The sequence below is a fragment of the Curtobacterium sp. BRD11 genome (assembly GCF_031844345.1).
In the GTDB taxonomy this organism is placed as follows: Bacteria; Actinomycetota; Actinomycetes; order Actinomycetales; family Microbacteriaceae; genus Curtobacterium.
The window spans coordinates 17,748-40,457 of sequence record NZ_JAUZUZ010000001.1 but is presented as its reverse complement, the minus strand read 5'-3'; the positions used below and the strand labels follow the sequence as shown (position 1 = coordinate 40,457).

Genomic DNA, 22,710 nt, shown 5'->3' with positions numbered 1-22,710 from the left:
TCGAACTTGATCCCGCCGGTTCGTTGCGCATCGTGCGCGGGCGATCAGAATCCTATCGGGTCAGGATTCACACCATCGAGCAGGAGCCTGGAAGCCTAACTCAGGGGCGGCCTGAGTCCTCGTTCACCAGATCGCGCCTCTGCTCGACTTTGTGCCTGGGCATGAGATCTTCCTCCGTACGACCGACACAATCACGGGACTTCACGAGCTATGCTCACTCGCTCGCCAGACTCGCTCGCTGACGCGGGTAGCCTCGAAGTGCCGCGCGTGCTTTTCGGGATCCTGCCGCGCACGCCGCGAGGATTCGCGAGACGCGCTCGGCCTGCTCGGGTGACGAACGCCGATGCTCGGGGTCCGCGTCGCGGAGTGGTTAGAAGCGCAAGCGCCCCCACTCGGATGTAGCGGCAGGTCGACTCGTCGGCCGCTCGCGACTGCTCCCCGGCGCCCATTGCCGCCACGGATGGCATACCCACCCGTCATGGGTACAGTGTCCCCAGACACCGTCGCCAGGTGCGTCAGCGACTGGCAGGAGCGGGCGCGGGCGCGGATGACTTTGTTATCATCGCCCTCGCCGGCCGCCCCCATCTCGCAGCTGGTCGGACAGTCCGATGAACCTCGCGGCGAGCCCTATAGAGGTCGTGCTGAGATCGCTGCTAAACAATTGGACTCGACGTCGCGCTCGTGACCGATCGAGTGAGGAGCGTTCCGTCACTTCCCCAGCCCGGCCGGGCAACTTTGCCGCAAAAGCTTCGACCCCAGAAGAGGTGCTAGCAACCACGTCACCCCTCCCGCGAGGCTGATCCAGCACCGCACGCCCAGGGGACGACGAGCGCTGCGCCACGAGCAAGATCCCCCGGGGAACCATCATGACGCTCGCCGGAGAATCGGCAGGCACCGAAGCCCGCCGCCAACGAGGCCTCGCAGCCGAACACCGCCGCCGCGCCGACGACGCCGAGCAGACCGCCGTCCGCTACGAGATCGCCGAACGCACCGAGAGCGAGACCGCCCGCGTCCTCGCCCCGCTCGCCGGCATCGGCTACCACCTCCTCGCCGACCGCCGCTGGCCCGGCAGCCGAACCGCCCAGGTCGACATGGTCGTCGTCGGACGCTCCGGCGTCTTCATCGTCGACACGAAGGCGTGGCGCGACGTCGCCGTCCACAACGACCGCATCACCCGCGGCCAGGAGGACGTCACCGACGACATCGCCCGCCTCGCCGACCTCGCCTACAGCACCGAGGCCGCCCTCGTCGACACCGGTCTCGCACCCGGCGAGGTCCACGCGGTCGCCGCCCTCGCCGGCCAGAAGAAGATGCACGCCAGGGTCGCTTCCGTCGACATCGTCGGCGTGCACGACCTGATCGGACACCTCACGAAGCGCGGCGCACGGCTCTCCGCGAAGCGCGTCGACGAGGTCCTCGCCGCGCTCCTCGAGCACTTCCCCGTCATCGGCGAGGCACCGGCGGCGGCGCAGCAGCTCGTCGTCCCCGCACCGGTACTCCCCCGTGAGCAGGTTCCGACGCTCGACGACGAAACAGTCGACCACCTCCTCGACGGCGTCCTCGAAGCACCCATCGAGGACTGGATGGCATTCCTCGACCCCGCTCAGGCCAAGCTCGTCCGCCGCAACTTCAACGGCCCCGCTCGCATCCGCGGTGCCGCCGGCACCGGCAAGACCGTGGTCGGCCTGCACCGCGCCGCCTACCTCGCGCGCGCCACCGGTGGTCGCGTCCTCTTCACCACCTACATCCGCACTCTTCCCGCGGTCCTCGAGTCACTGCTCGAGCGGCTCGCACCCGACATGGTCGGCCGCGTCGACTTCGTCAACGTCCACGCCTTCGCCAACCGTCTCCTGAAGGAGCGCGGGGTCACCTTCGCGATCGACACCCTGGAGGCACAGCGCGCGTTCTCCGATGCGTGGAACGTGATCAGCGCGTCCAGTCCGCTGAAGGCGGCGCGCTTCACGCGCCGCTACTGGGAGGACGAGGTCGCCTACGTCATCAAGGGTCGCGGTCTGACGCGCTTCGACGAGTACGCCGACCTCGCCCGTGTGGGCCGGAAGCACGCGCTGCCCGTCGAGGTCCGCCAGGCGGTCTGGGACCTGTACGAGGCGTACTCGTCGAACCTCCGCCGTCGGGGCGTCTGCGACTTCGAGGACACGGTGCTCCTCGCGCGCGATGCGCTCCGTGAACTGCCCCTCGACCGCTATGACGCGGTCATCGTCGACGAGGCCCAGGACCTGTCGTGCGCGATGGTCTCGCTCCTGCACGCCCTCGTCGGCGACCGCCCCGACGGCCTGACCCTGATCGGTGACGGGCAGCAGACGATCTACCCCGGCGGCTACACCCTCGGCGAGGTCGGCATCAGCCTCACGGGCCGCGGGGTCGTGCTCGACGTCAACCACCGCAACACCGCCGAGATCCTCGACTTCGCGAAGCAGATGGTGACGGACGACCAGTTCATGGACATCGAGGGCATCGACGGGACCGGTGACGCGGTGTCTGCGGTGTCGCGCTCCGGCGAGCAGCCCGGAGTCCACCACTTCGCCGATCGTGACGCGCACGACGCAGCGTTGCTCGCGCGGGTCGAGCAGGTCCTCCGGCTCGTCGGGACGGGCCACGGCGACGTCGGGATCCTGACGGCGACGAACCCGCAGGCCGACAAGGTCCGGGCGGTGCTCGACGCCGCTGGCGTGCCCTCGGTGTCGCTCAAGTACTACGCCGGCAAGAGCTCGGACCAGATCCGCGTCGGCACGATCAAGCGCGCGAAGGGCCTCGAGTTCAAGCAGGTGCTCCTGCCCCACGTCCCGGCGAAGCTCCTCGCGGATGCGCCGGAGACCGAGTCGGTCGCAGATCGCGAACGGCGCGAGCTCGACCGACGGGAGCTGTACGTGGGGATGACGCGGGCCCGTGACGGGCTCTGGGTCGGATCGCTCGGGAAGACCCTCGCGAGCCGCTGACCGACGGCCGGGCTCCCGGTACCGTCGGAGCACGCCGCATCCCCTCGTTCCACCAACGACACCTCGGAGCACGCCATGGCCGACAAGGCAGCACGCAACCGGATCGACGCCCTGAGCCAGGCAGCCATCGGCGTCACGGAACACCGGACCGCCGTGCGGGCAGCCGCCGATGCTGCCGTCGTCGCGCTCCGCCAACGGCGAGCATCCCTCCACGTCGACGACGTCCGGGCCGATTTCGTCCCGCTCGTTCCGTCGGATGCCGACCTCGCAGCTGACCTGGTCCGCCGGCAGATGTTGCCGCGCGTCGACGACGCGGCGAGCTCGGTCGTGCGTGTGCTGTCTGATGACGTCCCGCAGGCTCTCGAAGACGCGCGCCGCGGAAGCGGCTTCAACGCCTTGTTCTCGGGCCGTGAGCGCCGCGAAGCGGCCGCTCGGGGCGATGCGTTCCTCGACCAGACGCTCGAGTGGTTGGACCGTACCGGAGCCGTACAGCGCCTCCAGTCCGTCGACGACCGGCACGTCCCCAAGCCGGCCGTCCCACTGGAGGCGCTGACCGACCCACGCGGTCCGCTGGCGACGGTCGCACCCGACCTGAGCGGTGGCGCCCCACTCGCACTCGACGGCATGAGAGACCTTCCCGCGATCGTGACGCGACTCGCTGACGCGATCACGCGCGAACGCATCGCCCACGCCGACGTCGTCGAAGCGGGCCGAGCGGACCGCGAAGCGGCAGCACGGCACGAGCTCGACCGCATGGACATCGACCGGCTGCGCGATGCGACCGGCGACCGCCTGCGCCTCGGAGCACTGCGCGACGCCGGGGTGACCACCGTCGGTGCCGTGCTGCGGAACCCGGTGTTCCCCGGACAGTTCGCCGGGGTCGGCGAGGCGACGGCATCGCGCATCAACGGTGCCGCCCGCGCGCTGGAAGCGGCAGCGAGGGAGGACGCGGTCGTCCGCATCGACCCCGCACGGCGTGACGACCAGTCGCTCGCGCTCGTCCGTGCCCTGCTCGAGTGGGAGGTAGCGAAGGCCGTCGTCGGCCCGCGCGAACAGAACCTCGTCGACGGACTGCGACCTCTGGCCACGATGATCGAGCGCGGCGCATCGATCGCTCTCGTCATCCCGGACCAGCGCGCGGCGGACCCGACCGCCGTCCGTCAGACGATCCTCGCGGCGGCCGAGGATGCCTGGCACCGTACGCAGCGGGTGGATGAGCGTGCTCGGGCGACACCGGGCGACCCGTGGCAGGACTTCCTGCAGCGGCCCGCCGCGTTCTTCGCCCTGCTCGACGAAGCCGGACTGACGAAGCCAGCGGGCGCTGCTGCCCGCGGCGACCTGGGCGACGAGTTGATCGCACAGGTGGAGGGCTTCTCGCTCGACACCTCGCGGCTGTCCGCGTCACTCCGCGGGTACCAGCGGTTCGCGGCGGCCTTCGCGCTCGTGCAGCAGCGGGTCGTCATCGGCGACGAGATGGGCCTCGGCAAGACCATCGAGGCACTTGCGACGATCGCACACGTCGCCGGCACGACACCCGGTCGGACTCCGCACTTCCTCGTGGTCTGCCCGGCGGCCGTCGTCGCGAACTGGGTCCGTGAGGCCGAGCGGCACACTGACGTCCGCGCCTTCCGGCTGCACGGTCCGGCTCGACTGCTCGGTTTGCGGCTCTGGACGGACGAGGGCGGCATCGGCGTCACGACGTACGAGACGCTCGAGTGGCTCCGCACCCGTGTGCCCGAGGAGCTGCGGTTCGCCTCCGTCATCGTCGATGAGGCGCACTACGTCAAGAACCCCGAGGCGAAGCGCACGATGAACACACGTGCGCTGCTCCGGCGAACGGATCGAGCGATCCTGATGTCGGGCACACCGCTCGAGAACCGCGTCGACGAGTTCCGGGTGCTCATCGACCACATCCGACCGGACCTCGTGGTGGACCAGTCCGACGACAGCCCGATGCTGTTCCGGAAGCAGATCGCGCCGGTGTACCTGCGCCGTCGTCAGGAGGACGTGCTCACCGAGCTCCCGGAGCTGGTCGAGGTCGAAGAGTGGACCGACCTGACGGACACCGAGGCAGCGCAGTACGCCGACGCAGTTGCCGCAGACGACTTCCACGCGATGCGTCAGCTCGCGATGCTCGGCGGCACACAGTCGAGCAAGGTCGAGTCGCTCGTGGAGATCGTCGACGAGGCGCGGGCCAACGGCCGGAAGGTGCTCGTCTTCTCGTACTACCGCTCCGTCCTCGCCGCGGCTGTCCAGGCGGTTGCTGACGGCGGCGCGGTGTTCGGTCCCCTCACCGGGAGCACGCCCGCCGCGGCACGCCAGGACCTCGTCGACGAGTTCGCCGCCGCCGAACCAGGAGCGGTGCTCGTCGCGCAGATCGAGGCTGGCGGCGTCGGTCTCAACATCCAGGCCGCATCGGTCGTCGTGATCTGCGAGCCCCAGCTCAAGCCGACCACTGAATGGCAGGCAATCGCCCGGTCGCGGCGGATGGGGCAGCTGCAGTCGGTGCAGGTCCATCGGTTGCTGTCCGAGGACGGCGTCGACGCCGCACTGGTGCGGATGCTTGCACGGAAGGCGCAGACGTTCGAGGACTTCGCGGCGGTCAGCGAAACGGCCTCGGCGTCGGCGCAGGCGGTGGACGTGTCGGACTCGAAGCTGATCGCGCAGGTGTTGCGAGAGGAGCGGGAGCGACTCAACGTCTCGGAGCTGGTTCCCGAGCGAGCTGACGAGGGCGCCGGCGCCGGCGCCGTATGACTCAAGGCTGGCTCCGTAACGTCTCTCGTTCGTGCAACCATGTGCTTCATCACCGCGTACCCGAGCGCGGCTCAAGACGAAGGACCCCGCGATGACCGACATCGACGCCCCTGACGAGACCCTCGAAGCAGAGGTCCCAGCCGAGGAGGCGACCCGGGAGATCGCCAAGGCCGTCACCGGCCGACGCGCGCTCGCCCGTCAGTACGTGAAGTGGCTCCGGCGACGGAACCCGTCGGCGACGCCGACTGAGATCGTGCAGATGCTCGAGCGTCACTACGTCACCTCGATCACCACCGCTGGTGCGGCGATCACGGTCGGCTCGATCGCCGCTGACATCGCGATCGCGTCGATCCCGATTGCCGGCCCTGCCGTCGCCGGAGCGAAGAGCGCCGGCGCACAGGCTGCGAAGACGGGCACGAAGGTGGCCCTGAAGACTGCCGCGAAGAACGCGGCACGCACGGGTGCCAAGGGCGCCGCGGCGCGACTGCTCCCCGCCGGTGACCAGCAGCTGCAGTTCGAGATCACCGCCGTCTTCGGTCTCGCTGTCGCTGACCTGCACGGCATGGACCTCGACAAGGACCAGGCTCAGGCGCTCGTCCTCGGCCTGACCAACGAGCGGGTCAGCCAGCAGCAGATCGCAGCCATGGCGACCGATGTCGCCGAGGTGACATCCGAAGGCACCGTCTCGACCGGCCAGAAGATCGCCGCTGGTCGCGACGACTGGTCGCACTGGGCGACCACGTTGTCGGATGCGCTCCCGGGCGGCGCCGCGCAGAGCCTGATGCGCACGATCCAGACCGGTGAACTCGATCCGGTCCGAGAGGGGCTCACGGGCAAGCAGCGTGCCTCGATCGAGTACGGCGTCGGCGCAGTCACTGGTGGGGTCGCGCGCTTCGTCTTCGGACGCGACGTGGTCAAGTCTGCGAAGACTGCGTTCCCCGAGCCGCCGGCGGAGTTCCCGGATCACCTCGCCCTGACCGTGAAGACCGACGGTGACGACGAAGAGTCTGACAACCGCGCCCTCGCCGCTCTCGAGGACGCCGCTCGGTCGACCGGCACGTGGGTCAGCGGGGCTGCGGGCGCCGTCGGCTCCGGCGTGTCGAGCGCGGCGAGTGGTGCGACGCGGGTGTTCCGCCGAGTCGACCGGGACGGCGATGGCGAACCGGACGAGGCGCAGGCGCTCACTGCGGTGAAGAACGTCGGCGGCAAGGTCGCGGGGGCCGCGGACGCCGTCGGAGGCCGAGTCGCGGGGCTGTTCAAGTCCAAGAAGAAGAGCGACGGAGAATGAGCGCGCTCCCCCCGGCCGCTCGGCCCGAGGACGTGCTCGCTCGAGCCGTCGGGGACGCGGTCCAGGTCCTGGATGGGCAACTTCGCCGGGCAGGCGCAGCGGACGTACCGAACGAGCCGGGGCTCTACGCAATCTGGGCGGACGGGGCCGTGACCGAGCAGCTCGGCATCGGCTCGCAAGGCCGCGCAGCGCCGATCTACATCGGCAAGGCAGAACGGAGCCTGCGCGACCGTGACCTCCGCGCCCACTTCGGCGTCGACGGCGCGAAGGTGCGGTCCGGCTCGTCGACGCTCCGCCGCTCGTTGTCGGCGCTCCTCGCCGATGAACTCGAGCTGCGGCCCGTCCCGAGGGGCAAGACTGCGAGTGACGCGTCGAAGGGCTTCTCGCTGCATCCGGAGGACGAGGGACGCCTGTCCACGTGGATGCAGGACCGGCTCGAACTCGCGACCTGGGCGCTCCCTGTGGGGCTGGGCATACGCCTCGGGGACGTCGAATCGCGGGTCATCCGACACTGGGATCCTCCGCTCAACATCGTGCACGCACCGACTTCTCGGACGGCGCTGCGTGCGGCGCGGGCGGCGTTGCGCTTCAGAGCACACGACACGATCCCCTGAAGGCGGTCGGGGTGTTCGGCGCCAGTCGAGGCTGATCTCCGCGGCTGGTCGGGACCGAACGATCCGGACTATCGCCGCGTTCAACCCAATGGTCGATCGTCGGCGGGACCGTCGATGCGCTCGTAGGCGGCCGCGACCTGGGCGGTCACGTCGACCCCAGCCCCCTGCACCTGCCGTACGAGGATCGCGTACGAGTTCGTGTGCTCCACACGCCGTCCGAGTGCTTCCGTCTCCGCCCGGCCGACCTGGCGTGCCCACGCGAGGTCGTAGGTCGACGCGTCGAACACCAGGAACAGCGCCGCGTCGAAGTCCCACGACCGGAACGCGGAGAACGTCTGCGACCGCTTGTCGTCCGGCCGCACAAGTCGTGCCTTCACCTGTAGCCGCAACCCGTCGGCGGTCTTGAGGTCGAAGCTCTTCTCCGAGTTCGGAGCGAGCTCGCCGCCGTAGGCGCGAAGAGCCAGACTCTCCGCGAGGTCACCGAGCGGTGAGTTCCGTGTCCGGATCAACCCGCGCCGCAACAGTTCGTCGATGACCGCCACCGAGGAGGCGAGGAGCTGCCGCACCGTCAGTGCGGCCGGGTCGAATGGTGGTCGGTGCGCAGACATGCTGCGAGCCTACGAACTGACCAGGCTCGGACGGGAGGCACGCTGCGCCCTGGTACCGCGCCTCCCGTCCGTCGCTGATCACCGCACCGCGGCCGTAGCCCACAGATGCCGCGCTCTTCCCGCAACCCGGGCTCCGACCGGCCGGCACAGCACGACGGCGATCAGAGCGATGCAGACGAACTCGACGACGACGTGCAGCAGGAGCGGGATGGGGTACCAGTTCCCCGTGAGCCAGAGCACGCCGCCGACGACGAGCCCGATGCCGAGCACTCGCCACGATGCACGTCTGATCGTTCGCGCTGCGATGACACCGACCACGATCACCAGGAGCGGTACGGCAAGCGCCAGCGCCGTGACCGCCCAGGCGACGATTCCCTCGGAGGCGCCCACGAGGCCCCGGCCGGCCACACGGACGACGAGGTGCAGGAGCAGCACAACCGTGCTCAGTTGCACCTCACGACTGCCGCGACGCAGCGTGAGCAGGCCGATGCTCAACAGCACGGCACTCACGAGTGCGACGACGAGTGGGACCGATCCGACGAAGAGGCCACCGACCGTCAGCCTGCACAGGTCCTCGGCGGCGAGCACCGCGACCCCGATGCTGCCCGCGGCAAGCGCGAGCCGTGACCCGGTTTCCCTGGTCATCAGCGCTCCTCAACACTCGTCGGGGAGTGCGAGAGCCTCCGAGCCGCGTCGGCGCAGAGGTGTTTCACCTGCGGTCCGAACCGGGAGAGCATCGAGGGCCATCGGTCCTCGTCGCGCTCTGCTCGTACCTTGGCGATCTCGTCCTCGGGAACGACCGACCGGATCTCGCCAGCAACCGAGGGAAACAGCTGCTCGTAGTACTGCGCATCAGCCTTCTCGGTCTTCTCGCGTCGGATCCGCCGCGACATCTCGTCGACGGCGAAGCGCGCGCAGGTGGTGAGGTACTCCTCACGCTGCGTGGGTTCAGCGCCGTGACGATCAAGGAATGCGATCTCGGGGTCGTCCGCAGGGGCCGAGATCTTGGAGACCACTTCCTCGGGCCCGACGATGATCCAGTGATCTCCTCGTCTGCCGGCCCGCCCGGAGCCGAGAGTGTCGGACCACTCGTCGACCAGTTGGTCAACGGCCTCGCTGTGCGAGTAGACGCGGATCGAGGTCGTCGATGTGCCTGCGACGCAGTCGTAGCCACGCATCGTGTCCCAGGAGACCAGGTCGTCCCGGTACACGTCCCGGTCGTTGCACGGCACCTGGTCGACCAGGGCCCGAGCAACGTCGTCGAGCCATGAGACCGGTTCGACTCTCCCCACCGGCGTCGCACTCGCAGTGGGAGTCGGCGATCCCGTCGCTGGCGACGCACAGGCCGCTGTGGACAGGACCGCGAGCGCGGGAAGGATCAGAACCACGCTGATCCGACCGGTTCCACTCCTCCTCATCCCCACTGCACACCGGCGACACCCGACGCAGTCATCCCCTTGATCTGCTTCGTCGCGGAGACGTTGCCCCAGTGGACGCTGACGCCGCGACGGCCGGTCCCACACCCGGCTTGGGTCCAGGTGGTCTGAGCCCGCGAGTTGAAGCCCTTCGCCCACACGCACACTCCGACCTGCCCTCGGTCGCGGTACCAGCTGTAGGTCAGCGTGGTGTTCTTGCTGGCGCCGATGATGCCGCATCCCGGCACGGACAGCTGCATCGTCGGGATCGCGGCGAAGGCACGATCGTGGCACGGGTTTCCGCGGCTGATCGGGTTGCCGTCCTCGTCCACCCGCACCGCGTCAGCGGGGTTGAACGCCGGGTCGACGATCGTGCTCTGGCCGGTGGCCTCGGTCGGCGTCGCTGCCGAGGCGGGCTGCGACACCACCAGTGGTGCGGCCAGCAGGACCGGGAGGGACAGCGCGGTGACGGAGCGACGGAGGATGTGCATCGTGTTCTTTCCTTCTCTCGAGGTCAGGATGACCGGACCCGAGAAAAGTAGCAGTGGTACACAGAATGCGAACGAGTAATATACCAACTGTCTGCGATCGCAACGCAGCCCCGATCGGATCGAGTGAAAGCGGTCAGACCGCCCCCGCCACCGCCAACTGCCCCCGCACCATCACCGCATCCGCCGCCGGCGGCCTCCCGTACGCCTCCCGGTAGTCCCGCGAGAAGTGCGACGCACTCCGGAACCCCACCGCCGCCGCAGCCCGCGCCGCCGTGTCCCCGTGCACCACCATCCGCCGCCGCGCCTCCCCCAATCGCGTCCGCTTGAGGTACTGCGCCGGCGTCATCCCCGTCGCCTCCTTGAACCGGGCGAACAACGTCGACTCGCTCACCCGCAGTTCCCGTGCGAGCCGTTCCATCGACCACCCCTCGGCCATCCGTCCGGTGAGCAGCGCCGTGGCTCCGGCGACCACCGAGGGCCCGGTCCCGTCGAGCGCCGCCGTGATCCGCGGCGCCTGCTCGGTCTGCAGCAACCGCAGCACGATCTCCCGAGAGACCAGCGGGAAGAGCACGGGGACGTCCTCCGGGGCGTCGAGCAGCCCGATCAGCCGGGCGAACGCGTCCGCGAGCGGCTCCGTCCAACTCCCCAGCCGAGGCAACGACGACACCGCACCGGACGGCGACGAACCCGGAGCAACCGCAGCCGCAACCGCCGCGGCAGCCGGCACCGACATCGACGCGACGACCTCCCCGACCACCACCGGGTCCAGTCGCCAGACCACCGCGACGAACCCGTCCTCCCCCGCTGCGTCCACGACCCCGGCGACGACCGGCAGGTCCACCGGCGTGATGATGAACCGCTCGCGGCCCCACACCTGGTCGTCGTCCCCGACGATCGAGCGCTTCCGCCCCCGCAGCACGACCGACAACGACGGCTCGTAGCGTCGGTCGAACAGCCCGGTCGGCTCGTGCACCTTCGACACGGTCAACCCGAGGGTCTCCGCGTGGTGCGCCGTTCCCGCTCGGGCGACGGCGTCCTGCCGGTCCTTCCCGGGGACCGCCGCATGCGCGGACGCGGTCGCCGCCGCACGGTCGAGGTGCTGCGCGATCCGGTCGTCCACATCGTCACGCTACCCACGGGACGGAGACCGCGACAGCGCTCCGAGGTCCTGCTGCGGGATCCGGCAACGTCCTCGTGGATCCGGGCAAGCCGCGGCAACCGAAGACGCCGGACCATCGAGGCATGACCACCACACCGAACGACCAGACCCCATCCCGGACCGCCCTCGTCACCGGCGCCTCGAGCGGCATCGGCGAGGCCATCGCCCGCGAACTCGCCGCCGCCGGCCTGACCGTCGCCGTCCACGGCCGAGACGAGCAGCGCACCCGCGCCGTCGCCGAGGACATCGAGCACCAGGGCGGGCGCGCCGTCGCCCTCACCGCCGACCTGTCGCAGGGCCCCGACGTCGTGCGCGCACTCGCCGCCGAGGCCCGGGACCAGCTCGGCGGCCACGTCGACGTCCTCGTCAACGACGCGGGCGTCTACCCGGGAGGCCCGACCGAGTCCCTCGACGACGACACCGTCGATGCCCTCCTCGCCACGAACATCCGCGCACCCCACGTCCTCGTCGCGGCCCTCGCCCCCGGCATGGCGGAGCGCGGCAGCGGCCACATCGTCAACATCGGCTCGTGGATAACCCGCGTCGGCGTCCCCTTCATGGCCCTCTACCCCGCCACGAAAGCCGCCGTCGAACAGCTCACCCGCGCCTGGGCCGCCGAGTACGGCCACCGCGGCATCCGCGTCGTCACCGTCGCCCCGGGAGCGACGGCGACCCCGGGCAACGCCGACTCGGCCGACGTCCTCGCCGCGATGACGCAGGGCACCCCTGCAGGCGTCCCGGTGCAGCCGGTCGACATCGCCCGCGCCGAGCGCTGGGTGGTCTCAGACCAGGCCGCGTTCGTCACCGGCGGCACCATCGACGTCGACGGCGGGATCGCGTCGACGGGACTGGACTGACCGGACCGACGCACGCGGACAAGCGGAGTCTCTGACGGACAGGAGGCGCGGTGCCGGCCGACACCGCGCCTCCCGTCCGCGCAGCGCGCTGATATGCTGCCGGACGTACCACTTCGGGGGAAGGAACACCGTGACGGATGTCGTCATCGACGCGAGGGTGATCCGCGGCATCGCTGGCAGGATCGAACAGAGTCAGACGCAGCTGAGCAGCATCGCAGTCACCGTGCTCGGTAGTGCGGACTTCGGCGCAGCCGAGGTGCGCTCCGCGTTCGAGACCGCACTCCGCGTCCAGGCCGATACGATCGCCGTCCTCGAGAACAACACCTGCGCAGTCGCGAAGCAGGCGCACGGGGTCGTCTCTGCGTTCGAGGACTGGGACGCTTCCCGAGCTCGCGCGGCCGGCCGGTGATCGCAGATCCGACCGCTGGCGATCCACGGTCCATTCGTTCCGTCGCACTGCGTCTTCAACAGCGATCGTCGGGGATCCGCTCAGCCTCGAATGAGGTGCGCCAGCAGGCGGCGGTCATCACTGACGGCGAGTGGAAAGCGAAGAACAAGACGTCGTTCATCGCCGCAGCAGTCGAAGTCGGCGCCGGCGGCGAGCGCATCGCCAGCCATGTCGATCGAGCTGCCACAGTCCTGATCGCCTACGCGACGAGGATCGAGCAGATCCAGTCTGAAGCCCAATCGATCAAGGCGGCTCAGGACCGGAACCACGACGACCTGAGTGCGAATGCCCGGGCGGTCGAGAAGTTGCGGGAGTCGGACGCCGATGACGCCTCGGTCCGCATGCTCGGTCTCTCCGCGGTGGCAGCCGGACTGCAGGTGTCGAAAGTTGCGCTCGAACAGTCGTGGCAGGACCTCGTCGTTCGCCGCCGGGCGGCTGATGCGGAGGCCGCGTCGAAGCTCGGTGAGTCCGAGGTGATCGGCGCGTTCGCGACGAGTGCTGCCGCGATCACGGGGATGACCGACGAGCAGCTGCTCGCCTTTCTCAGCGGCTTGGGACCCGAGGAGATCGCCGCGTTCGCCGGCAACACTGCACTCGCTGACCGGCTTCGCAAGGTCCTCGATCCGAAGGCAGTAGCAGATTGGTGGTCCGGGCTCGGCGGCGACGACGGGAAAGGCTCGCGGGATGCGCACTCGGCCGTCCAGGAGGCGTTCATCGCGGCCTTCCCTGTTGTGGTCGGCAACCTCAACGGCGTCGCCTACTGGGCGCGTGACTCCGCGAACAGGATCACGCTGAAGTCTGCGCTCGCCGACGCAAAGCAGCGAGTGCAGGCACTGGAAGCGCAGCGCAACAGACCCGGATGGTCTCCTGCCCTGGAGGCGCAGCTGGCTGACGCCACGAAGTACCGCGACCAGTTGCAGAACTTCGACGCGGGTCGCAGGAAGCACTACGACCTCAACCGGGAGGGCGTCCGTCAGCTCACGTCCCTCACGCTGGGTCCTCCCCCACTCGGCGCGATAAGCATCGGCGATCTCGACACCGCAGCGAACGCCACGTACGTCGTGCCCGGGATGGGGACGACCCTGCAGGACTCCACGCGGCTCCTCCTCGCTGCGGCGAACCTCCGGAATGCGCAGTCCCTCTTCACGACCGACGACACCGCGGTCGTCGCATGGATCGGATACGAGACGCCCGGACCGATCGCGGGCGGCGACCCCTCGGTCCTGTACGACGGCAAGGCGCACAAGGGCGCTCCGCTGCTCAGCGCCGAACTGAAGGGCTACCGCGCCTCGGTTGGTCCGGACACGAAACTCAACGTCGTCGCGCACTCTTACGGAACGACGATGAGCAGCATAGCCGTCAGCCAATCGCCAGACCTCGGCGTGAACAGCTACGTTGCTCTCGGCTCTGCGGGCATCCCCATCGACGTCCCGAATGCTGCTTCGCTGCATGCTGACCACGTGTACGCGGGCACCGGCGACGAATGGGTCGCTCCGGGTGGGCGCATCGGAAGTGGTCGGAACGACCCTGACTCGTTCGGCTTCGGCGCCGAGCACCTCGATGTGGGTCCTGGCAGCGGGAACGAGGGCGTCAACGCTCATGATCCGCTGCGGCACGATGACGACGAGAACCGAGACAAATGGGGATACTTCGATGAAGGCACGAAGTCACTCCTGAGCACGGCGGAGGCCACAACTCGATGAACGCTCTCCAGAGACACGGAGCGACGGCACTCGTCGTCGCCGCTGCGCTTCTCACGGGCGGCTGCGCGGGCCAGCCAGGAACTCCACAGACCACACCGACAATCACTCGATCGGAATCGCGCATGACCCCGGACGAAGTTCGCAGCGAGAGCCTGACGATCGTCGAGAAGCTCCGCGCACTGGATGAAGCGGCCCTACCGGAGCTGCGGCAGCCGACCGCGACCGAGTGCGGACCACGCTCCGACGAAGGAGTGCAGTTCAGCTGGTCGGTCGAAGGCAAGTCACCCTCCGACCCGCAGGCCTACATCGACCGCGCCGAGGCCGTGCTCAAGGAGAACGGCTACTCCACGCACCGGACCACGACCTCGCTGAACGACGGCCGACCCCTGCACTACCTCGGCGCCGACGGCGACGGACGCCCGAAGATCGGGTTGGGCTCCAGCGCCCTGAACACCGTCCTCCAGCTCTCGTCGGACTGCGCCGACGGCAATGCCAGCGACTTCGGGTGAGCCCTGCACCGGCGCACTCGTCCTGACGGGCGACCCACGCTCAGCCGTGGCGGACGAACCTCGGCCCCTCGTACCCGTCCCGCGACACGTGCGCCGTGAAGTCGGCAAGCGACCGCACCCAGTGCCCCTGCTCCCCGTACAGCGCCTGGTACACGACGACCGGCTCCTCGGTCTCGACGTGCCTCGCCACGAGGACCACCTCGTACTCCCCGCCCTTGAAGTGCCGGTACCGCCCAGGCATCACGTCGCTGCTCACCCGCACGATCGTAGGGCTCCTCGCGGGCGCCGCCAGCCGTCGAGGGGTGACCACCCGTCGGACGGGAGGCACACAGCAGTCCGCCACCGCGCCTCCCGTCCGCCACCCGGTCACGTCCGATCCGACAGACCAGCACCGCCAGTCCTGCTTGACTGGACACACCAGGGGAACAACGGCGGGCGCTGCGCGCCGCAGCTCGACAGCACGAGGGGGAACGACATGGCCACGCTCAGCACCCGCGAGCGAGACCGGCGCGGCGGACGCATCGTGCTCGCCGTCCTCGCGCTCATCGCCGCGGCCGTCTCGGTCTGGTTGCACTTCCACACCGGCACGATCCGGCCGTCTGCGTTCTGGGTGCCGACGCTCGTCGGGCTGGCGTACGGAAGTGTCGTGTGGCCGATCGGTCAGCGTCGCGGCTCCGGGTGGTGGCCCAACCTGGTGTGGGTCGGATTCCTCGGCGTCTTCTTCGTCCTGCTCGCGACCAAGACGTTCTCCGCGCCGGCATGGTTCCTCGCCGTCCTCGTCGGGGCGCTGCTCACCGAGGCCGTCCACCCAGCGAAGCGTGCCGCACCGTCCGCGGTCGCGAAGCTCCCCCTCGACCAGGTCCGCCCCTGGTCCGGCTCCGGCGTCACCGCGGCGGTGACCGAGCGCCCCTTCGGGCAGCCGCGCGCGAGGCCAGCCGTCCTCGTGACCACACAGGACGGGAGCACCGTCTTCCTCGTGATGGACCTCGCAGCGTTCTTCGACGGCGAGACCGGCATCGCGGAGTCCGCGAACGGGGAACAGCTGACGTTCCTCTCGCGCAAGGGTGTGGCGCCGAGGTCCTCCGTGCTCGACGATGCGACGCCGGGGCTGGCAGACGGGACGCTGTTCTTCTTCACCGGCCGACAGGACGCCCGGCCGTCCGCCGTGTTCAGCAACGAGGACGCGCTCGCCTTCGAGCAGTGGGTCCGGACGATCCCGGAGGACTGAGGGGGCGAGCGGAGGACCCGTTCGGTACGGTGGCCCTCGGAGGGGGAACGATGAGCGACAGCATCAACACGTGGGGTGGCACGGAGGCGAAGGCGGACGGCGAGCCGCTGTTCGTCGTCCAGCGGCCGAGGTTCCCCCAGCAGATCCTCATCGTGCTCGGCGGAGCCGCAGTCGTCTTCGGGCTGCTCGGAACCGTGATCGAGCAGTTGGTCGTCCCGGGCGCGGACAGCACCGCGTTCGTGCTGATCGGCCTGGTGGGTGCCTTGTTCCTCCTGATCGGTCTCGCACTGGCAGCCGGACGCGTGACCGTGTTCGACCGGCACTACCTCGTGAAGTCCGGCTTCGGGAAGGCCCGTCGTCGCGAGGTCGACGACATCCACGTGCTCCGGTACGGGACGCAGTCGGCCGGCGGTGGGCCGACCTTCATCAGCCTGACCGCGTGGAACGACCGCAAGAAGAAGCAGTTCACGGTCTTCACGAACTTCCGCGGGTACGACGAGTTCACGGCGTGGTTGGCGGAGCGGCGACCCGAGCAGTGGACGGAGTGCGAGCGGCTCGGGCTACCGGAGTGAGCAGCGGCTTCGGTCGTTCCTGCACAGCCGGCAAGCGGCGCACCTCCCCCACATCGTCGTCGTCCGCGACCGCGATCACGCCTCGGCACGACAGGCTCGAGTGGTGGAGCAGTGGGAAGCCGACGACGCACGCCGTCGCCACATGGCCCGCTTCGGCCGGCGTGACACGGCACCCGAGCTCGCACTGCGCCGGGAGCTGCACCGCCGCGGCCGTCGATTCTTCATCGACCGGCAGGTCAGCCGCCGGTGCCGCGTCCGCCCCGACCTCGTGTTCCCTCGTGCTCGAATCGCGGTCTTCGTGGACGGCTGCTTCTGGCACCTCTGCGAGGAGCACACGCACCTACCGAAGGCGAACGCCGAACTGTGGCGGCGGAAGCTCCTCGCGAACCGGCAGCGCGACGCCCGGAACCAGGCGATCCTGACGGCCGAGGGCTGGCGGGTCCTCCGCTCGTGGGAGCACGACGATCCCGCAGCGGTCGCAGACCTCGTCGAGGACGAGCTCGACCGCTGGGCCGCCATCGTCGGCCGACCGGAAGGGCGGGGACGAGAGTGACGAGTGGCTGTGCTCCGACCGACGGGCGTCAGAGGGCGATCCGACCGCCTGCCCACGCCTGCATCGTGGCATCGTGCGTCGCCACCACGATCGCGCTCCCCGCACTCCGGAGCTGCTCGAGTGCGTCCCGCACCAGCGCCGCGCTCATCTCGTCGAGCGAGGCCGTCGGCTCGTCCGCGAGCACCAGCAACGGCCGTTGTACGAGCACCCGCGCGGCGGTGACCCGCTGCTGCTCCCCACCGCTGAGGAACCCCGCCCGCATCCGGAGGCGGCCCCCGAGCCCCACCGCGTTCGCCGCCTCCTGGACCCGCTCGTCGCGCTCACGCCGAGGGACACCGCTCGGCCGCACGACGCCGAGGTTCTGCTCGATCGTCCACTGCGGCACGACCGCGTGGTCCTGCACGACGAACCCGACGCGGTCCCGCCGCATCAGCCGCCGGGCGCGACGAACACTCCGGTGCACGTCCTCGCCCCGCAACCGGACAGCCCCTCGCGTCGGGGTCTGCAGTCCGCCGAGGCATCGGAGCAGCGTGCTCTTCCCCTGCCCCGACGGTCCGAGGACTGCGACGGCGTCCCCCGGACGGACGGACAGGGACAGCTCGTCCCACAACTTCCGGGGCCCGATGTCGAACCCCAGTCCGTCGACTTCGAGCACCGGCGCTCCGATCACCATGTCTTCCTCCACGCTTCCGCTCGACGCGTCGGCATCACGGCGGACACCACGCCGAGCAACACGAGGGCTCCCGCTCCGCTGGCGACGCCTGCGGTGAGGATCACGTCCCCACGAGCTCCCGACAACGCACTCGTCACCGCGGCGGTGGTCAGGGCTGTGCCGCTCGCGCCGACGAGGAACCACCGGTGCCGGACCAGCGGGTGCCGTCCGACCAGGTACTGCACGCGCCCGAGTCGAGCAGTGCGGACGCGGTGTTCACCCACGAGCGAGATCGCTGCGAGCACGAGGGCCGACAACGCAGCACCGACGGCCAGCAGCAGCGTGTGGCGCTCGGTCCGGAGTTCTCCGAGTTGCCGTTCCACGCGGGCCCCCACGCGGTCGACCTGCAGGACGATGTCCGCGAGCCCGGCAGCTCGCAGCTGGCGTTCGAGAGCCGCACGGTCGGCGAAGCGCACCTCGCCGTTCGCGACGCCGGTCCCGACCTGGTTCGGTGCGAGGTCCTTCGGGTCGGGAACGACCAACACGGGGATGTCCGGCCACGTCGGCAGCAGCGGTTCGATCCCGTTCGTCCAGAGGATCGCGGACTCGGTGACGGCTGCGGTCGAGCGCACCGGTCGGATCCGGATGTCGAGTGGTCGCGGAGGCTGACGTCCTTCCACCTGCCAACCGGTTGCGATGTCCGCCGCTGCCGCATCGCGGAGCGCGTCGCTCTCGCTGGCGAGGGCATCGGGCACGAGCAGGAGTGGTTGCCCGTGCGGAGGGAGGCCGCCCGGCACGAGTGCACGCAGGGACGCGCTGGCGTCGCCGACCAGTGTGAACCGATCCGTGAAGGAGGAGTAGGCCATGCTGGCGTCCCCTCGCGCGAGTGCTCCGGTCGCGATGGCCCCCAACGCCTGGTCCTGCTCGAGGGTCGTCGACGCTGTCCCGAGCACGACGTCGTCCCCGTGCGCAGCTTCGGCGACCAGGATCCGTTCGGCCTCGGCGGTGGTCCGCTGACGGTCCTGCAGGCACTGCACGTCGGCGACGGCCACGATGACGAGTGAGATGCCGGCGGCGGCGACGAGGACCATCGGCCATCGAGCCTCCGCAGCGCGGTGGGTCGCGGCAGCGCTCAGCAGGGCGCAGCCGACGTGCAGCACGAGGGCGGCCAGCAACGCCGCGAGGACGCACACCACGACGACGACCGTCGTGAACCGGAGCGCCGGAGCGCCGGCCCCGTGCACCGCGAGCGCCACCGGCGGACCGACGCATGCTGCGGTCGCCACCGGGCCCGCCAGGCGACCGAGGTCCAGGGCTTCCGCGCAGGCCACGCTCCCTCCGGACCAGCCCGCTCGCAAGCGAAGGTCCTGCCGTCCGGCACGGCGTCTCGACTCGGCGACGAGCGCGATCCCCAGTCCGAGCAGGACGGCGACCGCGACGAGCGCGATGGTCGGCCGTGCCAGGACCACGACGAGCGCCTCGACCGGAGCGGGCGTCGTGTCGACCGTCGTGTACCCGGCCTGCCGCAGCTCCTCGGTGAACCGTCGGACCGACCGTCCGTCGCCCTCGACCGCCATCGGACCGAGCAGGTCGAGCGTGCCACCGTCACCGATCGGCCGTGTGCTGATCGCCGCGCCGATCCCGGGTTGCGTTGCCGGCCCCCGGAACGTGTAGGCGGTCCACACCCCGGGCCGTCCGTCACGATCCGGAACCAGGAGCGAGACTCGCACCCCGGAACGCTCAGCCGCAGCGGTGATGTCCCGGATGTGTTCGACCTTCGTCTCGCCGACCGGCAGCTCAGCGAGCTCGAGCGTCGCCCGCCCGGCGAGGAGCCCGAGTGCCTCGACCTCGCCGACGACGGACACCGCGAGCACTGCCGACAGCGCGAGGACGGCTGCCACCGCCAGGACGGTGGCAGCCGCGAAGTTCCTCATCCGCGGCGGGCCCAGAACGCCTGGTTTCCGGAAACCGCCTTCGGCCGGTGGGCGTACGCGACCTTCGTCGGTGGCTGCCACGCCGATCGGGTCACGACGCCGTGCGACTTCACCGATGCACGGTGCGTAGAGCCGTTGTGCTGGTAGACCGAGTGCACCTCGCCGCTCCACACGCCGTAGGTCCACGTGCCGCCCTCCGGGTAGGCCGTCCCGTTCCGGGTCTCGCCGACCCGGTCAGCGGACGCGCCTCCCTCGACCACCCGTCCGGACGACGCCGGAGAGTCCGACGCCACCGCCACCGCCGCGGTCGCTCCGACCGGCCCGATGGCGGCCACGACGACCGCGGCGGCTGCGATCGAGATCAACTTCTTCCCCACGCTTGCTCCTCCTCCACTCCTGACGGGTTCCCGTCAGGAGCGCCACCGTAGCAACCGGAACACCGCGGGTCACGCATGGTATATCAAGCTGGTGCGAGGAGAACGGACGGGAGGCGCGGTGCCAGCCGGCACCGCGCCTCCCGTCCGTCATCCGGTCGCGACCGCGACCCGCACTCACCAGGTGAGCACGAACCGCCCCCGCGTCCCGCCGACCTCGAGCCGCTCGTGCGCCTCCGCAGCGCGCGACGCGGGCAGCACCTCGGCGACCCGCGGCACGAGCACCCCGTCCTCCACCGCCTGCCGCAGCTCCTCGAGCAGGTCGAACGACGTGTACTCGGAGAACACCATGATCCGCTCGAACCGGATCCCGCGAGCACCGTTGCCCTCCCAGCCCCGCACGTCCGCGAAGAACCCGCCGTCGCGCACCGCGTCGACGACCTCGTCCCGCTGCACCGCGGCATCGGCGAGCGCGTCGACGCCGTCCGGCACGATGCCGCGCACGGCTGCGGCGAAACCGTCCCCGCGGCGCACCATGTGGTCCGGCCCGAGGGACCGCACGAGGTCCTCGTCCTTCGGCGCTGCGTCGGCGATGACCGTGATGCCCCGCTGCTTCGCGAGCTGCACGACGTAGTTGCCGAGCAGCCCCGCGGATCCGGTCACGGCGAGTGTGTCGCCCTGCGAGAGCTCCGCGCGGGCGAGGATCTGCAACGCGGTCAGGCCGTTCATCGGGACGGTCGCGGCTTCCTCGATCGACAGCCCCGCCGGGATCCGTGTGAAGGACCCGACCGGCGCGACGAGGTGCTCCACGTAGGCGCCGCCGTGCTCGGAGAGCGGCAGGGCCATCGCCATCACCTGGTCCCCGACCTGCCAGCCCTCGACGTCGTCGCCGACCTCGTCGATGACGCCGGCGGCGTCCATGCCCGGCACGTACGGCGGCGAGGCCTCGGACGAGTCACGCTGCCCTGCGCGCACGCCGGTGTCCGTGGGGTTCACGGCGAACGCCTGCACCCTGATGCGGACGGTGCCGGAGCCGGCGTGGGGCTCCGGGACCTCGTGGACGGCGAGGGCTTCGGGCCCTCCGAACGTTTCGACTCCGACGACCTTCATGTCCCCCGGTCTACCCGCCCCCGGGTCCGTGGACTCAGCGGACGTTGCAGGAGCGAACAACCGCTCGGGTACCGTCAGCCGCCCGTGTCGACCAGGCAGGGCGATCCGAGTTCGACGCGGTCAGCGCTGTACAGGTCGACGGAGACCCCCTGATCACGGTCGAGCATCACGACGCCCCCGCCCACGAACCGGGTGCCGACCGCGAAGTCTTCGGCCTGCAGGAACCGGACCGCCGGTGCGATGGCAGCCTTCGTCTGCTCGGGCGTCCCAGCCGAGTCGTCGGCGCCGGGACCACGCCAGGAGTAGTGGACCAGGACGCCGTCGTCGGAGTTGTCGAGCCGACACGGCTGGACGTCGACGCTGACCTGGTCGTCGGTCGGTGCCTCCTGTCCGAGCGCGTCGACGACCCGTCCTCCCAGCGCGACGAGTCCGGCCCCCGCCTGCTCGGGCGTCCGGCTGGTCTCGAGTGCGGTCGGCGGTGCTGCCCGTCGCGCTGCGTCAGCCTGCGCCTCGCCCACGGACAGCAGCGCGAAGGGCACCATCGTCAGCATCGCGACCGCGCCGAGCGCCCCGCAGACGGCGATGCCGGCAGCGGCCCCGGTCCGCCCTCGCTTCGCGGCGATCACCAGGGAGACGATCGCGGTCGCCGGGACGAGCACCGCGATGAGTCCACCGGTGACGAGCGCCGCGGCGAGGCCCTGCACGGTGGCCCGCTGCTCGACCGTCGGCGCCGCCGTCGTCGCGATCGCGTACACGATGACGAGGCTCCCGACCACGAACGCCAGGATGCTCCCCGCGATCCACGCACCGCTCGGCGCCCGTCGCGACGGGTGGTCCGAGCGCCCGGTCCCGGCTGGCTCCTCGGTGCCGGCCGGCTGTCCCGCGTCGTTCATCCGTCCCCCTCGCTCGTCGAGCGCCCCGCCTCCACGCTACCGAGGGATCGGCGCTCCGGCCGCGCTCCCAGACTGCACCGCCAAGCTCGAGCACAGGGGGGTCCACATGCACGAACACCGCCGCCACTGGCCGTGGCCCGTCGTCCTGCTCGCCGGCGCGCTGATCGGCGCCGCCGAACCGTTCGGCATCATCGGTGAGGCCTGGATCGCCGACCCGACCGTCGACGAGCCGATCGTGACCCCGACCGACTGGTGGCCGCCGGACTCGTCGTTCCTCGGCCTGCTCGCCGTGCTCGGAGTCCCCCTCGGAGCAGTCCTCGGCGTCCTGGTCGCGGCGACGCTGTTCGCGCTCGCCCGGGTCGTCGACGATGCGCTCGGTGTCCTGCCCGCGGCCGTGGTCTGCGGTGTGCTCGCGGCGGGTGTGGCCGGGTTCCTGGGCCTGCCCCTCGCCGCCGTGGTGCAGCCGCCGCCGGTGACGATGCCCTTCGTCCTCACCGCCGCAGGTCTCGCCGGCTTCCTCCTGACCGCGGGGGCGCTGGGGACCCTCCGCCGCCCCGTCGCGAACGACTGACCACGCTGAGCCGATCGCCA

The 22,710-nt window shown here is 70.3% G+C and carries 23 protein-coding genes; 12 read left to right on the top strand and 11 right to left on the bottom strand.

Annotated elements, in window-relative coordinates; translation table 11 throughout:
* Positions 1-866: 866 nt before the first annotated feature.
* The 4 genes from Q9R28_RS00175 to Q9R28_RS00160 all read left to right on the top strand — a co-directional run bounded on the left by Q9R28_RS00175 (position 867) and on the right by Q9R28_RS00160 (position 7,613).
* Positions 867-2,957 (top strand): UvrD-helicase domain-containing protein, encoded by a 2,091-nt coding sequence (locus tag Q9R28_RS00175; protein WP_311205218.1) that lies wholly within the window; start codon positions 867-869, stop codon positions 2,955-2,957.
* A 75-nt stretch (positions 2,958-3,032) separates the two neighbouring features.
* Entirely contained in the window at positions 3,033-5,711 is a 2,679-nt protein-coding gene (locus Q9R28_RS00170) for a DEAD/DEAH box helicase (protein WP_311205217.1), read from the top strand.
* A gap of 91 nt (positions 5,712-5,802) precedes the next feature.
* Positions 5,803-6,999, top strand: a complete 1,197-nt coding sequence (locus Q9R28_RS00165) for a hypothetical protein (protein WP_311205216.1) — start codon at positions 5,803-5,805, stop codon at positions 6,997-6,999.
* Positions 6,996-7,613 carry a GIY-YIG nuclease family protein gene (locus Q9R28_RS00160; RefSeq protein WP_311205215.1) on the top strand — a complete coding sequence of 206 codons (618 nt, stop codon included), beginning with the start codon at positions 6,996-6,998 and terminating at the stop codon, positions 7,611-7,613. The genes Q9R28_RS00165 and Q9R28_RS00160 overlap by 4 nt, the downstream gene beginning before the upstream one ends.
* 80 nt (positions 7,614-7,693) lie before the next feature.
* Here the strand turns inward: Q9R28_RS00160 and Q9R28_RS00155 are convergent, their stop codons facing one another.
* From Q9R28_RS00155 to Q9R28_RS00135, 5 genes are all read right to left on the bottom strand, one after another.
* Positions 7,694-8,221 (bottom strand): DUF6998 domain-containing protein, encoded by a 528-nt coding sequence (locus tag Q9R28_RS00155; protein ID WP_144411271.1) that lies wholly within the window; start codon positions 8,219-8,221, stop codon positions 7,694-7,696.
* Between the two features lie 78 nt (positions 8,222-8,299).
* Positions 8,300-8,809: a hypothetical protein gene (locus Q9R28_RS00150; protein ID WP_311205214.1), complete on the bottom strand. Its 510-nt coding sequence runs from the start codon at positions 8,807-8,809 to the stop codon at positions 8,300-8,302.
* 56 nt (positions 8,810-8,865) lie between these two features.
* A complete protein-coding gene (locus Q9R28_RS00145) occupies positions 8,866-9,609 on the bottom strand; it encodes a hypothetical protein (protein ID WP_311205213.1) in 744 nt (247 codons plus the stop codon).
* Positions 9,610-9,635: 26 nt separating this feature from the next.
* Complete coding sequence (locus tag Q9R28_RS00140; RefSeq protein WP_066653513.1) at positions 9,636-10,127, bottom strand: hypothetical protein; 492 nt, start codon at positions 10,125-10,127, stop codon at positions 9,636-9,638.
* Positions 10,128-10,260: 133 nt separating this feature from the next.
* Positions 10,261-11,247, bottom strand: coding sequence for an AraC family transcriptional regulator (locus Q9R28_RS00135; protein ID WP_311205212.1), 987 nt, complete (start codon positions 11,245-11,247; stop codon positions 10,261-10,263).
* 122 nt (positions 11,248-11,369) lie between these two features.
* On the opposite strand from Q9R28_RS00135, the gene Q9R28_RS00130 reads away from it, so the two are divergent.
* The 4 genes from Q9R28_RS00130 to Q9R28_RS00115 all read left to right on the top strand — a co-directional run bounded on the left by Q9R28_RS00130 (position 11,370) and on the right by Q9R28_RS00115 (position 14,803).
* Positions 11,370-12,143, top strand: coding sequence for an SDR family oxidoreductase (locus Q9R28_RS00130; protein ID WP_311205211.1), 774 nt, complete (start codon positions 11,370-11,372; stop codon positions 12,141-12,143).
* A gap of 157 nt (positions 12,144-12,300) precedes the next feature.
* On the top strand, positions 12,301-12,552 hold the full coding sequence (locus Q9R28_RS00125; protein ID WP_311205210.1) for a hypothetical protein: 252 nt from the start codon (positions 12,301-12,303) through the stop codon (positions 12,550-12,552).
* A gap of 95 nt (positions 12,553-12,647) precedes the next feature.
* The gene (locus tag Q9R28_RS00120; protein ID WP_311205209.1) at positions 12,648-14,294 is read left to right on the top strand and encodes an alpha/beta hydrolase; all 1,647 of its coding nucleotides are present in this window, start codon (positions 12,648-12,650) and stop codon (positions 14,292-14,294) included.
* A 122-nt stretch (positions 14,295-14,416) separates the two neighbouring features.
* Positions 14,417-14,803 (top strand): hypothetical protein, encoded by a 387-nt coding sequence (locus Q9R28_RS00115; protein WP_144411268.1) that lies wholly within the window; start codon positions 14,417-14,419, stop codon positions 14,801-14,803.
* Between the two features lie 40 nt (positions 14,804-14,843).
* Here Q9R28_RS00115 and Q9R28_RS00110 read toward each other — a convergent pair whose 3' ends face one another.
* On the bottom strand, positions 14,844-15,059 hold the full coding sequence (locus Q9R28_RS00110; protein ID WP_311205208.1) for a DUF1653 domain-containing protein: 216 nt from the start codon (positions 15,057-15,059) through the stop codon (positions 14,844-14,846).
* A gap of 219 nt (positions 15,060-15,278) precedes the next feature.
* Between Q9R28_RS00110 and Q9R28_RS00105 the strand changes: the two genes are divergently transcribed.
* The 3 genes from Q9R28_RS00105 to vsr all read left to right on the top strand — a co-directional run bounded on the left by Q9R28_RS00105 (position 15,279) and on the right by vsr (position 17,156).
* A complete protein-coding gene (locus Q9R28_RS00105) occupies positions 15,279-16,031 on the top strand; it encodes a hypothetical protein (RefSeq protein WP_311205207.1) in 753 nt (250 codons plus the stop codon).
* Between the two features lie 50 nt (positions 16,032-16,081).
* The gene (locus Q9R28_RS00100) at positions 16,082-16,603 is read left to right on the top strand and encodes a hypothetical protein (RefSeq protein ID WP_311205206.1); all 522 of its coding nucleotides are present in this window, start codon (positions 16,082-16,084) and stop codon (positions 16,601-16,603) included.
* Positions 16,604-16,706: 103 nt separating this feature from the next.
* Positions 16,707-17,156 (top strand): DNA mismatch endonuclease Vsr, encoded by a 450-nt coding sequence (gene vsr, locus Q9R28_RS00095; protein WP_311205205.1) that lies wholly within the window; start codon positions 16,707-16,709, stop codon positions 17,154-17,156.
* A gap of 28 nt (positions 17,157-17,184) precedes the next feature.
* On the opposite strand, the gene Q9R28_RS00090 is transcribed toward vsr, so the two are convergent.
* The 5 genes from Q9R28_RS00090 to Q9R28_RS00070 all read right to left on the bottom strand — a co-directional run bounded on the left by Q9R28_RS00090 (position 17,185) and on the right by Q9R28_RS00070 (position 22,119).
* Positions 17,185-17,829 carry an ATP-binding cassette domain-containing protein gene (locus Q9R28_RS00090; protein WP_311205204.1) on the bottom strand — a complete coding sequence of 215 codons (645 nt, stop codon included), beginning with the start codon at positions 17,827-17,829 and terminating at the stop codon, positions 17,185-17,187.
* Positions 17,823-19,709 carry a hypothetical protein gene (locus Q9R28_RS00085; RefSeq protein WP_209683262.1) on the bottom strand — a complete coding sequence of 629 codons (1,887 nt, stop codon included), beginning with the start codon at positions 19,707-19,709 and terminating at the stop codon, positions 17,823-17,825. Before Q9R28_RS00085 ends, Q9R28_RS00090 begins: the two co-directional genes overlap by 7 nt.
* Positions 19,710-19,738: 29 nt before the next feature.
* Positions 19,739-20,119, bottom strand: a complete 381-nt coding sequence (locus Q9R28_RS00080) for a lactococcin 972 family bacteriocin (RefSeq protein ID WP_066653484.1) — start codon at positions 20,117-20,119, stop codon at positions 19,739-19,741.
* Between the two features lie 174 nt (positions 20,120-20,293).
* Positions 20,294-21,226: an NADP-dependent oxidoreductase gene (locus Q9R28_RS00075; RefSeq protein WP_209683268.1), complete on the bottom strand. Its 933-nt coding sequence runs from the start codon at positions 21,224-21,226 to the stop codon at positions 20,294-20,296.
* Positions 21,227-21,300: 74 nt separating this feature from the next.
* A complete protein-coding gene (locus Q9R28_RS00070) occupies positions 21,301-22,119 on the bottom strand; it encodes a hypothetical protein (protein WP_311205203.1) in 819 nt (272 codons plus the stop codon).
* Positions 22,120-22,225: 106 nt separating this feature from the next.
* Here Q9R28_RS00070 and Q9R28_RS00065 point away from each other — a divergent pair, with 106 nt between their 5' ends.
* Positions 22,226-22,690 carry a hypothetical protein gene (locus tag Q9R28_RS00065; RefSeq protein ID WP_209683273.1) on the top strand — a complete coding sequence of 155 codons (465 nt, stop codon included), beginning with the start codon at positions 22,226-22,228 and terminating at the stop codon, positions 22,688-22,690.
* Positions 22,691-22,710: the final 20 nt, after the last annotated feature.

Coding starts and splice junctions, on each gene's coding strand:
- Q9R28_RS00160 (WP_311205215.1), top strand. CDS start 6,996: ATGAGCGCGCTCCCCCCGGCCGCTCGGCCCGAGGACGTGCTCGCTCGA.
- Q9R28_RS00170 (WP_311205217.1), top strand. CDS start 3,033: ATGGCCGACAAGGCAGCACGCAACCGGATCGACGCCCTGAGCCAGGCA.
- Q9R28_RS00070 (WP_311205203.1), bottom strand. CDS start 22,119: ATGAACGACGCGGGACAGCCGGCCGGCACCGAGGAGCCAGCCGGGACC.
- Q9R28_RS00100 (WP_311205206.1), top strand. CDS start 16,082: ATGAGCGACAGCATCAACACGTGGGGTGGCACGGAGGCGAAGGCGGAC.
- Q9R28_RS00175 (WP_311205218.1), top strand. CDS start 867: ATGACGCTCGCCGGAGAATCGGCAGGCACCGAAGCCCGCCGCCAACGA.
- Q9R28_RS00140 (WP_066653513.1), bottom strand. CDS start 10,127: ATGCACATCCTCCGTCGCTCCGTCACCGCGCTGTCCCTCCCGGTCCTG.
- Q9R28_RS00090 (WP_311205204.1), bottom strand. CDS start 17,829: ATGGTGATCGGAGCGCCGGTGCTCGAAGTCGACGGACTGGGGTTCGAC.
- Q9R28_RS00115 (WP_144411268.1), top strand. CDS start 14,417: ATGACCCCGGACGAAGTTCGCAGCGAGAGCCTGACGATCGTCGAGAAG.
- Q9R28_RS00075 (WP_209683268.1), bottom strand. CDS start 21,226: ATGAAGGTCGTCGGAGTCGAAACGTTCGGAGGGCCCGAAGCCCTCGCC.
- Q9R28_RS00130 (WP_311205211.1), top strand. CDS start 11,370: ATGACCACCACACCGAACGACCAGACCCCATCCCGGACCGCCCTCGTC.
- Q9R28_RS00155 (WP_144411271.1), bottom strand. CDS start 8,221: ATGTCTGCGCACCGACCACCATTCGACCCGGCCGCACTGACGGTGCGG.
- Q9R28_RS00105 (WP_311205207.1), top strand. CDS start 15,279: ATGGCCACGCTCAGCACCCGCGAGCGAGACCGGCGCGGCGGACGCATC.
- Q9R28_RS00165 (WP_311205216.1), top strand. CDS start 5,803: ATGACCGACATCGACGCCCCTGACGAGACCCTCGAAGCAGAGGTCCCA.
- Q9R28_RS00065 (WP_209683273.1), top strand. CDS start 22,226: ATGCACGAACACCGCCGCCACTGGCCGTGGCCCGTCGTCCTGCTCGCC.